Consider the following 14,642-nt stretch of genomic DNA (forward strand, 5'->3'; position numbering starts at 1 on the left):
GGCCACGAACTTCTGCCGGCTCCCTACCCCCTGGACCATCTCCGTCCCTGCCTGAAGGTCCCACGCAGAGGCTCATTCGACACCCTCTGCGAAAGGACCAGGACATGACCACGTCTCTCGGTCAGCGGATGCACCAGGATCTCCAGCTCGCCGGCCTGGGCGCGGGGCGGAAAGGTGTCGGTCGGCGGAAAGCTCACAGTGGACCATTCAGAGTGGAAAGCCGGGCCATCCAGGAGGAATTGTCGGCGGCCTTGATGGCCGCCGCCGGCGGGGGAGGAATCGGCCATGGGGCGTTCAGGGGCCGGCCGCGCGATGCAGGGGGGGTCAGATGCAGCGAGGGTCTGGTTCGGTTTGTGGATTTTTCGGGGAATCGAAAACCCACAAACCGAGCCGGGCCCGACCGCTTTCCGGACGGGGATTGTCGCAAACTGCGGGGCTTCGGGGCTCAGAGAGCATGACAGATGGAGCGGGTGGCCGTGGTGGGACACCACGGAGAGCAAGGCGAGTGGTTGGACCGGCTTTCCTCCGGGGCCGAGCCGGTCCCGTGGTGTTCCACCACGGCCACCCGGAGGGCCTACGTGGCTACAAGGAATGGAAGATCCACCATCGCGTCGTGCGACAATCCCTCCGGACGAGCCCTGATTGGTCAACCCAGCAGATCCGCGATCCGCTTCACCTTCTCCGCGCCCAGGGCCTCGACGAGCGGCTTCATCGCCTCCATCGCGGCCAGCAGGTCGGGCTGCTCGCCCGGTGCCTGCGGCTTCGGGGGCGGGGCCAGGTAGCCATCGATGGCTGCATTCGGCTTCCGCCCGGGCTTGCCCCTGGCCTCACCTTCCTTGCTCTTGAGCTGGCTCTTCGTCGAGCTGAAGTGCTGGGGCGAGACGTCGAGGCCGAACTCGCTCTTGATGTAGGCCGATCCTGCCTGCGGGCTGTCGAACCCGGCGGCCATGGCCATGCGGATCGCGTCCGTCTTGCTGGCCGGCATCCGGCGGCCGTGAGCGTTCCGGGAGTCGGACTCCTCGGTCTTGCCGTGGGCTCCCTCGTTGCCCTCCGGCGCTGCGGCAGTTTCCGTATTCCTGGGCTTCGCGGCTTTCTTGGCCATGGCTGTCTCGGTTAGAGAGTGTTCGTGCGTCAGATCACCCAATTTAACACGAGACCGAGTTCCGGCAACAAGTCGCTGGTGCGAACTGGGATCGGTTCCGCCAGTTTAGCCCGAGACGTCCCGTCAGCAGCTCGATGCCCTCAGGGATCAGAATCGTCGCCGCGACGCAAGCCGTGATGGCGGGTCTGAGGGACGAGAGCCGCGTGACGGCTGTCCCGATGGTGGCAGGGTATGACAAGGAGATGTGTTCTTCCGGGACTCGGCGCGGCCATCGGACCGCCGCCCGCGGGGGCGGGCTTTGAGGTCCTCATCACGGAGTCTTCTGATTCCGTTTGATGAGGACGATCGGAGCGCCGTCGTTGTGCTGGGGGGCGCCGGGGGTGCTGCGGCCGTCGGCGATGAACTGCTCGATCTGTCTCGTCAGGCGCGCGACGATTTCCGGATGCTCGGCCTGGAGGTTGCGCCGCTCGGCGCGATCCTTCGAGAGGTCGTACAGTTGGACGGGGGGCAGCCCCTTCGCCTCGTCGGATCCCGGCCTGGGAGGGCTCCAGCCTCCGGAGTCGGGGCAGAAGATCAGCTTCCAGCTTCCTTCCCGGATGGCGAAGGAGCCGTTGATCGAATGATGGACGATCGACGTCCGTGCCGCACCGTTCCCGGTCCCCAGCAGGATCGGCAGGAAGCTGATGCTGTCCTCGGCCGCCGAGCTGGCGAGGCTGGTCCCGACGATCTCGGCGCAGGTTGCGAACAGGTCGGTGAGGCAGACGAGCTGATCGCTGACCGTCCCCGGCTTGACCGTCCCCGGCCATCGGACGATGAACGGGACGCGATGCCCCCCTTCGAAGATGTCGGCCTTGGTGCCGCGATAGCCGGCGCTCGGGTCGTGTCCCTTCGCCAGCAGCTCGGGGTACTTCGCCACGGGCGAGCAGCCGTTGTCGCTCGTGAAGATCACCAGCGTGTCGTCGGCCAGCCCGCTCGACTCCAGCGAGGCCACGATCCGCCCCACCGCGTCGTCGACCTGCATCACGAAATCGCCGTAATCGTTGAGGCCCGACTTACCCCGCCACTCCGCGGTCGGCAGGATCGGCGCGTGCGGCGCGGCGAGCGGGACATACAGGAAGAAGGGCTTGCCCCCCCGGGCCGCCTCCGCGTTCGACTCGATGAACGACGCCGCCTCCCTGGCCAGGGCCGGCAGGACGTCGATCGCCTCGAAATCGGCCGCGGCCGGCCCCTTCCGCACGTAAGTCTTCTCGACCGTGGGGATGCCCACCGTGCGGTCGCCGCGGATGAAGACGTATGGCGGCATGTCGAGCGACGCGCTGATGCCGAAGTACGCGTCGAAGCCGACGGACAGCGGCCCGTTGACGATCGGCCGGCCGTAGTCGACCTCCCAGCCGGACTTGATGTTCTCGGTTCGATCGCCCTTGCCACGAGGCCATTCCATGCCGAGATGCCACTTGCCGACGCAGGCCGTGCGATACCCCTGCTGATGCAGGAACGCCGGCACGGTCTGCCGGCCGGGCTCGATCAGGCGGTCGGAATAGCCGTTGAGGACGCCGGACTTGAGCGCCGACCGCCAACTGTAGCGCCCGGTCAGGATCCCGTAACGGGTCGGCGTGCAGACCGCCGAGCCCGAATGGGTGTCGGTGCAACGCAGCCCCGCCGCGGCGAGCCGATCCAGGTGCGGCGTGGCGATCTTGCCCTGGGCGTTGAAGCAGCGGACGTCGCCGTAGCCCAGGTCGTCCGCAAGGATGTAGACGATGTTCGGCTTCCGCGCGACCGGACCTCCCGCGGCCGATGCCAGGGACGCGGCCGCGATGGCCATTACAGACCCAAATATCATCGATCGACGACACATCTTCATCGGACTCCTCGCCCTCGCCCTCGCGGTCGGGCGGTGGTTCGTTCGGCGTCCCGGATCCCTATTCGACGAGCGTCAGCACGACGGTACGCACGTCGATGACACGGGGGCCGGGGACGTCGGTCGCCCGGAGCGTCAGGAAGCCCCGGCCCTTGGCGAGGTCGAGGACGCCCAGCTTCAGGGGCCTGAAATCCTTGACGTACGATTCCCCGTTGCGCCTGACGCGATCGTGCTCGGCCCCGCGGGGCGAAGGGTCGAAGGCCTCGCCGACCCTGGCCAGGACGCGACGATCGCCCAGGCTCAGCTCGAGCGTCGCGCCCACATCCTCCGGGGAGGCCGTGTAGTAAACCTCGGCCTCGTACCGGCCGTCCGTCGCGATCTCGACATCCCAGGTGATGAAGTCGTCCTTGCTGGTCCAGTTCGTGAAGTACGAGCAGTTCGGGGCCCCGGCGCTCCGCTTGATGCGGCCGTGGGGCACGCCGTCGCGCGCCGGCAGCCACGTGATGGGGAAGGCGCGATATCCCACCGGGAACGGGCGCGAATCCTGCCGCAACCCCGTCAGCAAGTCACGCGACCAGCGAGCCACGGCGTCCTTGAGCTGTGCGGCGACCTCCGGCCGTTCCGCGGCGACGTCTTCTTCCTGCCCCGGATCCGCCGTCATGTCATAGAGCCGCCCGGACGCGTCGAGCCGGTACTGCTGGGTCCGCACGCTCACCTTGCCGTTCCAGTGGCTGAAGATCCGACGGTCCGGCCAGCTCGCGGCCGAATCGCCCCGCAGGAGGGGCGCCACGCTGATCCCGTCGAGGGGCCTGGAAGGGACGACGGAGATCCCGGCCAGGTCGGCCAGGGTCGGGAGGAGGTCGATGGCTCCGGCGATCGCGCCGATCTTCGTCCCCGGCTTGACGTGGCCGGGCCACCGCAGCAGGAGGGGCGAACGGACGCCCCCTTCATCGGTCGAGCCCTTCCGCCCCCGCATCCCGCCGTTCCATCGCCAACCATTGGGGCCGTTGTCGCTGAAATAGAGGACGATCGTGTCGTCCGCCAGCTTCAGCTCGTCGAGGCGCTTGAGCACGCGGCCCACGTTCCAGTCGATGTTCTCGCACATCGCCAGGGCGGCCCGCGTGTGGTCGACGTCCTCGCGTTCCGCGCCCGCGTAACGCATCTTCAGGTCCGCATCCTTGAACTTCTCGAAGAAGCGGTCGGGGACCTGCATCGGCGAGTGGGGCGTGTTGAAGGGGAGATAGCAGAAGAACTCGCGGTCGCGATTGGCCTCGATGAACGCCAGGGCGTGGTCGGTCAGGTCGTCGCTGATGAAGCCGCGACCGCGCACCAGCCGGCCGTTCCGCTCGAGCGGGGGGTCGAAATACTCGCCCCAATGGCCCGAGCAGAACCCGTAGAACTCGTCGAAGCCGCGGGCGTTGGGGTGGTAGGGGTACTGCGTGCCGTTGTGCCACTTCCCGAACGCCCCCACGGCGTAGCCCGCGCCCTTGAAGGCGTCGCCGATCGTCTTCTCGTCGAGGTCGAGCCGCTCGCCGCCCGTAGTGACGTTCCAGACGCCCCCGCGGGGGTGGTATCGCCCCGTGAGGAACTCGGCCCGGGTCGGCGAGCAGACCGGGCAGACGAAGAAGCGCTCGAAGAGGGCCCCGTCGCGAGCGAGCGAATCGATGTTCGGCGTGCTGAGGTTGAGATTGCCATGGACGCTGAGGTCCCCCCATCCCTGGTCGTCGGCCAGGATGACCACCACGTTCGGCCTGGCCGCCACGACGGCCCGGGGCGTGAGCGAGGCCGTCGCGATGGCGAGGAAGACCGTCGGCAGGAGGCGTCGCGAGAGCATCGATGAGTCCACCTTACTCGGGGATGGGGGCGACCTCGACGCGGATTCAGTAGGAGTCGGAGGAGACGACCTCGCCGCCCGCCCTGGTGCCGAGGCCCCAGTAGGCCCGGACGTCGATGGAGCTCTTGATGAAGCGGACACTTCCATCGGCGAAGGTGAAGTTGGCCCCCCCGGAGTGGTTGCTCGTCGCGTTGACGAAGCCCGCGAGCCCCCACATGTTCACGGGTTCCGCCTGGCACGAGTTGAAGGGGTACTGGATGCTGTTGGGCGGCGTGACCGTGTTGAAGAGCGACGTGCCCAGGTAGCCGGCCATCCAGGTGGCTCCGCTGAAGCTGGCCCCCACTTTGAGATCGGTCGTGTTCGCATTGGCCCGGGCGTAGGTTGCGCAGGCCGAGAGGGCCTGCACGACCTGCGGCTGGAGCGAGCCGGCGTTGAGCGTGACCGCGTCGGCGACCTCGGCCACGCCCCCCCAGCTCGCGCGGCGGGTGTCGCCGACCTTCGGCCCGGTCCCTCCGACCAGTCGCTCGGAGTAGGCGATGGTATTGGACGTGCCGTCGATGACGCTCGCCACGCTGTAGGCGGGTACGGTGTGCAGGACCGGGTCGTCAAACCCGAAGATACCCGAAGGCGCCTGGATCGTCACGCTCTGCCCGGCGACCTTCACCGCCTGGACCGTCGGCCCCGTGCTGCCCGCGTAGTTGCAGTTGAAGTCGATCCGGATGTCGGACAGGGTCGTGGGAGAGACGCCGTCCGAGGGGCAGATGAAGACGTTCAGGGGCGTGTAGAGTACCGTGGAATTGGTGTAGTACGCCAGGTTCAACGCCTGGGCCGGAGCGAAGCTGAAATTGACCGCGTTGTAGACCGTCGACAGCTCCAGGTAGCTGAGCACCTGGGCGTGAGCGCTCCACGGATTGCCCCCGTACTTGGCCCCCGGCGTGGTCTTCGCCCAGGATTGGGCGATCGGAAAGGAGCCGATCGAGGAGTGGTAGTTGTGGAGGGCAAGGCCCAGTTGCTTCAGGTTGTTCACGCAGTGAATCCGCCGGGCCGCCTCACGCGCCGACTGGACCGCCGGCAGCAAGAGCCCGATCAGGACCGCGATGATCGCGATCACGACCAGGAGCTCGATCAGCGTGAAGCCCGCGCGTCGGCGGAAGGATGTGCGGCCCGGCCCCAGCCGCCCGTCGCGATCCATCATCGGCATCGGAAGTCCCCATCGAATCCGGACGCCTCCGACGGATCCGGTCGGCGATTCCGGCTATCGACTCCACATGCCTCTCGTGGACGAGTCGGCCTTACCCGGGCGAAGGTGACGCAGGGCATCACCCTTCCATGGAGCAAGATTCTGATTCGAGCAGAAGGACCTGTCAACCCGAATCCATACTGAACCCACAGGCTAAGTCATCATTGCGGAAGGGCCTTCGACTTCCGCGACGAGCACCCACCCGGCGGGGATCCACGAAACGAGCCCGCGACCGGCCTCGATGGCTGGTCGCGGGCTCGTGGATTCCTCGGGCGTCGGCTCGGAGACGCCAGGGCCTAGATCGTGAAATTGAACGTCTTGTTGATGAGTCGCCAGAGCCACCAGCCGAAGGTGTAGGTCCCGCCGTCGATCTTGGCGAAGCCGCGGAGCTTGGGCTGGAGGGTCAGGTCGGGGTTGGCGATCGGGATGATGACCTCGTAGACGGCGGTCTGGGGCTTGATCTGGCCGGTCTTGGGATCGGCCTTGCCGGCGATCTCGCCGCCGGCCATGTGGGAGAGCTCCTGGGGGATCTCGTCGTTGCTCCGCTTGGCGATCTCGGAGACCTCGCTGAGGTAGGTCGTCTCGGCGCGGCCGTAGACCTTGATCCAGGCGCGACGGCCCAGGCGGATGAGGTCGATGTCCCCCTGGTCGATGATCAGGTGGGCCTCGAGCTTGTGGGGGTCGCCGATCTCGCAGAACGGCTTGCCGGGCTTGAGCCACTGGCCGACCGTCTCGGGATGGGGCAGGCCCATCACCTGGCCGTCGCGGCCGGCGATGAGAGTCAGCTTGCCGAGCTGCTCGCTGATCTTGGCGATCACCGGCTCGAGCTCCTCGCCGGCCCGCAGGTACTGCTTCATGAGCTGCCGGTGCTCGAGCTCGAAGCTCTGGTTGTAGAAGTTCGACTTGGCGAAGTTGATCGTCTGGTCGCCCTGGCGCTGGAGCAGCTCCTTCTCCTTGTCGCGATTGATCAGGCGGGCGATGACCTGCCCTTCCTTGACCATGTCGCCGTCGCGGACGTTCATCTCCACGAGCTGGCCCTCGGGGTCGACGTAGATCTCCTCGGGCTTGGCCGCCGTCAGGACGAGCGTCCCCTGGATGCGGAGGGGCGTCGGGATCAGAAGGATGGCGGCCACGATGGCGACGGCTGCCACCGCGAAGCCGGCCGCTCGTGCTTTCTTCACTTTGCGCAGCCTCCCGGGAGTGCGAAGGAACTTGATGATCTGGTAGATGGGCATCCCCAGCAGCGGGACGATCGCGCCGGCCGCCAGCATGTAGCTGACCGACTGGAGCTTGTACGGCTTGAGGACCTGGGTGAGGAAGTAGATGATGCTGAACGTGACCACCCAGCGGTAGACGTAGCTGGCGACCGCGTAGGTGACGAACAGCCAGCGCCGGGACCGCGGCAGGTAGCTCTGGACGGGGACCTCGAGGCCGAGGACCTTCTCCTGGATCAGGTAGGTGAAGAACTGGGTGCTCTTGATCCGGAGGTTGGGGATCTCCAGCCAGTCCGCCAGGACGTAATAGCCGTCGTAGCGGAGCAGGGGGTTGGCGTTGAACAGGACCGTGTTCACCGAGCAGATGAACATGGTGGCCATCGCCAGGCTGTTGGTGAGCCCCGGCTCGCTGTAGAACCAGACGAAGGTGGCGAGGCTGGCGAGGAAGAGCTCGACGTAGATGCCCGCGGCCGAGATCCAGATCCGGTGCCATTTGTTGGGAAGGAGCCAGCTATCGGTCACGTCGCAGTAGAGGGCCGGGGTGAGGACCAGGAAGAGCATCCCCATCTCGTGGACCTCGCCGCCGAAGTGCTTGGCGGTGAGCCCGTGGCCGAACTCGTGGATGATCTTCACGACCGCGAGGCTGCACCAGAAGCTGAAGATCGTCCACCAGTTGAAGAAGCTCTGGAACTCCGGCAGCTTGCTGTAGAAGAGGTCCCACTGGCTGGCCACCAGGGTGAGCGCGGCCAGCATCAGGCCGACGCTCGCGGTCACGAAGTAGGACGTGAAGAGCCAGCGGAAATAGGGATACATGCCCGTGAGCAGCCGCTCCGGGTCGATGACCGGGATCTTCACGAACAGGATGTTGGCGAAGAAGGCCCAGATCTTCCGCCACTGGTTCTTCTTCCGCCGGCGGATCAGGACCTTGGCCTGGTCCGGGCTGTCGATCTGGACGATCCCCGCCTCGTGGAGCTGGGCGACGAACCGGGTCAGGTCCTCGATCGAGATCGTCTGGGGCCGGTACTTCTTCTCGAACGCCTTCTTGACGTCCTGGAGGTTCTGCTTGCCGTCGAACTGCTGGAGCAGGAAGTATTCCTCGATCTTGAACCGGAAGTACTTCAGCGCCAGCGGATCCTTGACGACGTAGTGGGTCATCCCCTCGTAGAACTGGGGCTGGACCACCAGGTCGGGGCGGAGCCTGACGCAGAGGTGCTCCGCGGCCTGCCCGTAGGGCATCGCGGGGGCCATGGTCGGTGCGGCGCTCATCGGTCGGCGTTCCCTCGGGGGAAATGGTCTGCGGGGGCTCCCGTTCCGGTTCGATCGGCGGCGTGGCCTAGCGGGTATTGGGCTCCGGGATCCGGGCGGCGAGGTCGCCGTTCAGGTAGATGGTCATCTGGACCTTGAGCCCGGGGATCAGCTTGAAGTCGGGGTTGTCGAACTCCGCCCGGATCCGCCGCTTCAGCTCGCCGAGGGCCTGGACCTGCGGATCGACGAAGGTGATCTTGCCGCGGAACCGGAGCGACTCGATCTCCTCCTTGCCGCCGCCGGACGCATCGAGCTTGACCCGGATCTCCACGACCTGCCCCTCCTTGACCCGGAACGAGTCCTTGAGCGGCACGTAGCCGTTGACGCAGAGCCGGGAGAGCTTGCCCAGCTCGACCACCGCCTCGTTGGCGCGGAGGCTGTCGCCGGGGTTCTTCATCCGCTTGATCACGATCCCGTCGAAGGGGGCGACGATGGTGTGCTCCCTGAGGGCCTGCATCGCCATCTCGAGCTCGGCCTTGGCCACGGCCTGGGCCTCCTGCGCCTCCTTGACCTGGGCCAGGGCCACCTTCCATTCGGCCTCGTGGATGGCCCGATCCTCGTCGGAGACCATGCCCGGGCCCTTGATCTTGAGCAGCCGCTGATCGCGGGCCACCTTGCCGGCGGCGGCCTCGGCGGAGGCATTCCCCTTCTCGATGGCGCCGACCATGTTCGCCTGGACCTGGCTCTTCCGCACGGTCAGCTCGGCCGTCTCGCGATGGAGGAAGCCGATGGGCTTGCCCGCCAGGGCGGTGTCGCCGAGGCGGAGCTCCATCTTCTCGATGACGCCCTCGCGGAGGGCGGCGACGGAGGATTTCTCGATCCAGTCCACGGTGCCGAGCTCGTCCAGGACCAGGGCGGAGACCGCCTGGGGGGCGCCTTCCTGCGCCAGGGTCGCCACGGAGAGGGTCGTCGCCAGGCTGAGCGCCACGGCGGCTGCGGTCTTCACGAGCGTCATCGGGGAATTCCTCCTCGTTCGGGATCGTCTCTTGTTTCCGGGATGAAGCGGGGCCGGCTCAGCTCAACGGAGGAACGGCCAGCGGAAGAGGACCGACTCGTACCAGACCTGCACGACCTTGCGGAGCAGGTAGTAGGAGAGGCGGGTCTGGCCGCAATCGACGCGGGCCCGGACCTCGGAGCCGGGCCGCAGCTCCTGGTTCCGCGACAGGAAGTCGCGGCGGACCGCCTCGTCGAAGCCGACGGTCACCTTGACCACGTGCTTCTGCTCGACGGTGTCCGCCTTGGCGGCGACCCGCCGGACGTAGCCCTCGTACTTGTGGTCGGGGTCGGTGGCGGTGATGAAGTAGGCCTTCAAGCTGGAGCTCGCCGGCTTGGTCCCGGCGTTGATTTCCTGCTGGAGCTTGCTGCTGGCCGCGCGGATCGGGGCCATGTCGTCGTCGGGGACGTCGACCTCGAGCACCCAGTCGGAGTCGCCGCCGATCGCCGCGATCTGGAGCAGCTCCGTGCCGTGATCCACCGGCCGGTTGAGGATGTTCCGCTTCACCTCCCAGGTCGTGATGATGCCGTCCTGGGGGGCGCGGATGGTCATGCTCTCGATCTGCTCCTGGATGATGTCGATCTGCTGGTTGGCCGTCTTCGAGGTGATCATCGCCTCGACGAGCTGGGACTGGATCTGGTACTTGGCGTCCTGCTCCGCCTGGTTGCTCGTGGACCGCTGCTCCTGCTGCTCCGCGATGAGCTGCTGGCTGCGGGCCTTGTCGCGCTCGCCGATCAGCTTCTTGAGCTCCTTCTCGAGCTCCTTGCTCTCGAGCCGGCAGAGGACGTCCCCCTTCTTGACGATGTCGCCGTGCTCCACCAGGACCTCGCTCACGCGGCCCTGGAGCGGGGCGTAGATCGTCCGCCGCTCCTCGGGCAGGAGCGAGCCGCGGCCCTCGATCGTGAGGGTGCAGGGGACGAAGTAGAGGGCGCCGATCAGGATCAGGACGCCCGCCAGGACGGCCAGGATCTTGGCCAGGGTGCGGCCCCGGAACATCCGCCAGGGGGAGCCGAGCGCCTTGAACACCGGCTTCAGGAAGATCTTGTGGTGCTCGGTCGAGTTCCAGAGCGCCGTGGACGCGTGCCGGGCCACGACCTCGGTCCGGGCGTGCATGTCCGTCGGCGCCACCTCGTCGCCGATCTGCTCCGCGACCAGGGCCCCGTAGGGGACCTTCTCCTTGGCCCCGACCTCCTTGTCGTCGCCGGGCTCATGCTGGTCGGGCTTGTGCAGCAGGGTGATCACGACGACCTTCGAGCCCGATTCGTCGACGTAGAGCTCGAGCGCGTCGCGGATGTCCGGGGCGAAGCCCTCGGTGTGGCCCGTGTAGACGAGATCCTCGCCGGAGCGGATGACGGCCTTGCAGAGCTTGGTCAGGTCACGGACCAGGTTGGACCGCTGCTCGACGACCTCCTGGCCGCTGACGGCCTCCACCAGCGTCCGGCCCGAGATCTTGAGGGCCACGCTCAGGCGGTCGCAGCCGACGAGCCGCTTGCCGTCGTTGACCACCGCGTAGGCCGTCTCCTTGAGGTCGAGCGAGCCGTGGACCTGGTGGGTGAAGCCCTCGAGCTGGTTCCAGAGCCGCTGCTGCGACATCATCTGCCGCATCTGGCGGTTCTTCAGGTAGTTGCCGGCCAGGTCGCAGAGGTCCCCCACGAACCGGAGGGTGCTCTTCTGCTGGGCCGCCCGGCGGGTCGGATCCATGAGGATCTCGAGCAGCCCGACCACCTGCTTGTCCACGATCAGGGGGGCGATGATCAGCGCGAACCCGGTCGGATTGAACGCCTGGGGCACGCCCTCGATGACGGCCCCCGGGGGGATGATCTGGGCCTGCGACGCCTGGATCATGCAGCCGAGGAGCGCGTCGTGCGGGGGCGTCGCGACCCGGCCGTCCATCAGCCCGGTCTGGGCGAACTCCACCTGGTATTGCAGCCGCAGGCCGCCGCGGCCGTCCAGCAGCCAGAAGGCGCCTCCGGTCGCGGCCACCGCGGCCACCGCCCGGTTGAGGAACTCGACGTAGAACTCCGCCGGCTGCACGTCCGACTCCGCCAGGTCGGCGATCTCGGCCACCAGCTTGCGGATCTGATTCTTGGTCTGCTCGAGCAAACCGGCGTCAATTGTTTCTTCCGGCATGGTGGTACCTGTGGGTCAGGAGCGAGTTCCGATGTTGCCTCGCCAGGGCGGGCCCGGACGAACCACGCGACGCTCGACGTCAGCGACCGGATCGGCCGATCCGGGGCGTCGGAGCCTCCAACGCGCGCTACCAACCGCAACGGGACGAGAAGTCTTCTCACCTTCCCGAGGCCCGGCCCGACAATTCACGGAATGCCCGATCCGCCCCGAATGCCGGCGTCTTCGCATCCCCGCGGCACACGCAAATTGCCCAGTCACCCATGCCGGTGCAGCGGAGATCGGGGCCCGAAAACGACGAGGCCGGGGCAAAATCCCCGGCCTCGCGACGGCTCCAGGAGTGGGTCCGAGTCGAACCGACCCTCATCGAATCAGGGTGATGGGCACCGGCCGGAGGTTCATGATCGTCTGGAAGGCCGTGACGAGCTTGGCTTTCCGCTGGTCGATGGTGCCGATGCACCACTTGAATCCGTTGGTCGGATCGCTGGCGCTGGAGGGGAAGACCGTGCCGCCGACCGCGGAGATGCTCTGGAGCAGGGAGACGGAGGAGGTCAGCGTGGAGGAGGGGGTCTCGAAGATCCCCCCGAAGGCCAGGCAGTGGATCGTGACGGGCTTCCCGGCGGCCCCGTAGCCGGGATAGCCCTGGTTGGGGGTGAAGGGCGTGATGCCCGTCCCGGTGACGGCATTCCCGTTCACGTCGTTGCAGATGTTCTGGATCGTCTGGAGCAGGGTCGTCTGATTGTAGCCGGCCGAGTTCAGGGTCTGGCCGGGCTGGATCCGGTAGTACGAGTCGTAGTCGGACCCGGTGTAGAACCCGCTGGCCGGCGTCGAGCCCTGGTTGGCCATGCCGTCCGTCTCGTACACGATCAACCGCTGGGCGCCGACGCGTCCGTTGCCGCCGGTCCCGGGGTAGCTGCCGTCGTCGAGCGTGCTCAGCACCGAGCTGTTGCTGAACTGGTTGTAGGCGAGCATGAAGCCGTAGCTCGACGCCGTGCAGGCGGTCCAGTCGCCGAAGGCCCTGGGCGTCTGGGCGCCGTTGGCGTCCCAGGGGCGGACGTCGGACGTGCCGCTGTTGGGGGGGACCCAGAGCGAGTTGATCATCGGCTGGACGTTGTTCGTCAGGCTGTACTGGGCGACGTTGAACGCCCCGGTCCCGCTGGCCCCGCCGTTATAGGTCGGGCGGCTGAAGAGGATCGTCGAGACCAGGTCGTTGGGGTGGTTGTTCTGGATGTCCTGCAGGGCCTGGCCGATGCCGATCTTCATGGGATACATGGAGATGTCGTGGGCGGTCCCGGGGAGGATCCCGGTGTCGGACATGAACTGGATCATGGTCATGGGGCCGAACCAGAAGCGATGTCGGGGCCGCTCGGGGTTGTCGTCGTAGGCCATGTAGGGGATGCCGGTGCCGACCTTGCTGGTCGGCTTGGCGCTGATCTTGATGGTCCCGAACGTGTAATCCGGACCGTAGCTGGTGGCCGGATTGCCGGGGGTCTGGACGGTCCCGGAGGGGTCGCGCCAGACGCCGATCACGTAGTCGATGTACTCCTTCCAGAATCGCTGCGTGGCGTCGGTGATGGCCGAGTTGAGGGCGGTGTGCGTGTAGGCCGAGGACGGGACGTCGCTGGGGATCTGGTCGTAGTAGAGGATGTTCCCGGATCGGAGCCGACTCGGGAACGGGTTGGGCCCGGTGTTCTTGATCCAGGAGAGGATCGCCTTGTAGTTGATCGTGTAGTAGCCCGAGGGGCTCCTCCAGTTGCCCGACGAGTCCCACAAGCTGGTATTGTCGGTCTTCCCGAAGAAGGTACTCCTCCAATCATTCGTCGGGTCGGGCGGCCAGATGAAGAACGTCTTGCCCCAGTATCGCGGGCCCTGGATGTACCCCTGGAAGGTCTTGCCGCCGCTGCTGTACTGCGACTGGGACGCGTAGCCGGTGCCCTCGAAGGCCGTGCTGAAGTTCGTGGTGCCGAGCACGTCCTTGAGCGTCGCCGCGTAGGCCGTGGTGGATCCGTTCTTCCAGAGATACAGGTCGCCGCCGGCCCGATTCGCGCCGTCGAGCGCGGTGTCGCTGGCCGCCGCGAAGGCCGACGACGCGGAGTAGCCGCGGTTGTTGGAGTAGAAGTCGTTCACCATCGCGGGGACGCCCAGGGCCGAGATGGAGATGTTGCACTTGCCGATCCGGGCGTCGCCGCTGAGGGCGTTGGAGCCGTCGGCGGCCGGGCTCAGCAGGTTGGCGTAGTTCGTGTAGTTCGAGTAGTTCTTCTCGTTGCTGTAGTGGCCGAACTTCGGGTACACGGTCTCGCCGTTGTTCGACGTCTGGTTGGGGTTGTTCGGCGCGGAGGTGCCGTTGTCGATGTAGCTCTCGTTGTTCCAGAGGTCGCTCTCGTTGTTCATCGACCCGGAGTAGTCCAGGACGATGGCGACGTCTCGCGGGCGGTGCGCGGCCGTGGCCGTGGCCGTGACGCTGAAGGCCGAGTAGCCGAAGATCCGGGCGAAGGTCGTGGGGCAGGACTTGGTGATCGAGACCTTGGTCAGGTTGTAGCTCTCGCCCGCCTGGAGGGTCGTGGACGGGGCGAACGACTTCGCCGTGGAGTCGTAATGATAGGTCCCGTGCTGGACGGTGACGTCGCTCGCGGACAGGGGCTGGCCCATGATCGAGACCTTGGTGGCGGCCGTGCGGGCGTTGGTCGTGGCCGAGTCCAGGTCCTGGGGCATGAGCCCGTTGAGGGTCCGGGCGCCGGCCATCGCCGCGACGTCCGCGGCGCTCTGGGCCTCGAGCTTGGCCACGGCGATTCGCCCCACGTCGATGGCCAGGGCGACGGCGCCGCAGAGCGCGACGAGGCTGACCGCCATCATGGGTGCCACGGCCCCCCGCCGTCGTTGCATGCTGTCGGGAAACATCGCGTTGCGGTCCTTTCCGGCAGGGCTCTGGGAGCGGAATCGTTGCATGAACACCATGAGACTCTAGGAC

General features: G+C 66.8%; 8 protein-coding genes. All 8 read right to left on the reverse strand.

The window, feature by feature from the left end; genetic code table 11:
• Positions 1–646 precede the first annotated feature (646 nt).
• On the reverse strand, positions 647–1,102 hold the full coding sequence (locus G6O54_RS31225) for a thioesterase (RefSeq protein WP_165232735.1): 456 nt from the start codon (positions 1,100–1,102) through the stop codon (positions 647–649).
• Positions 1,103–1,412: 310 nt separating this feature from the next.
• On the reverse strand, positions 1,413–2,924 hold the full coding sequence (locus G6O54_RS31230) for a sulfatase family protein (protein ID WP_250847179.1): 1,512 nt from the start codon (positions 2,922–2,924) through the stop codon (positions 1,413–1,415).
• A 97-nt stretch (positions 2,925–3,021) separates the two neighbouring features.
• Positions 3,022–4,794 (reverse strand): arylsulfatase, encoded by a 1,773-nt coding sequence (locus G6O54_RS31235; RefSeq protein ID WP_165232741.1) that lies wholly within the window; start codon positions 4,792–4,794, stop codon positions 3,022–3,024.
• A gap of 46 nt (positions 4,795–4,840) precedes the next feature.
• Entirely contained in the window at positions 4,841–5,995 is a 1,155-nt protein-coding gene (locus G6O54_RS31240) for a DUF1559 domain-containing protein (RefSeq protein WP_250847180.1), read from the reverse strand.
• Positions 5,996–6,330: 335 nt separating this feature from the next.
• Positions 6,331–8,514 (reverse strand): site-2 protease family protein, encoded by a 2,184-nt coding sequence (locus G6O54_RS31245; RefSeq protein ID WP_165232744.1) that lies wholly within the window; start codon positions 8,512–8,514, stop codon positions 6,331–6,333.
• Positions 8,515–8,581: 67 nt separating this feature from the next.
• On the reverse strand, positions 8,582–9,508 hold the full coding sequence (locus G6O54_RS31250) for an efflux RND transporter periplasmic adaptor subunit (protein ID WP_165232747.1): 927 nt from the start codon (positions 9,506–9,508) through the stop codon (positions 8,582–8,584).
• Between the two features lie 63 nt (positions 9,509–9,571).
• A complete protein-coding gene (locus G6O54_RS31255) occupies positions 9,572–11,677 on the reverse strand; it encodes an efflux RND transporter periplasmic adaptor subunit (RefSeq protein WP_165232750.1) in 2,106 nt (701 codons plus the stop codon).
• 360 nt (positions 11,678–12,037) lie between these two features.
• Positions 12,038–14,557 carry a TadG family pilus assembly protein gene (locus G6O54_RS31260; RefSeq protein WP_165232753.1) on the reverse strand — a complete coding sequence of 840 codons (2,520 nt, stop codon included), beginning with the start codon at positions 14,555–14,557 and terminating at the stop codon, positions 12,038–12,040.
• Between the last annotated feature and the right edge of the window lie 85 nt (positions 14,558–14,642).

It is taken from the genome of Aquisphaera insulae (assembly GCF_011064615.1).
GTDB lineage: Bacteria > Planctomycetota > Planctomycetia > Isosphaerales > Isosphaeraceae > Aquisphaera > Aquisphaera insulae.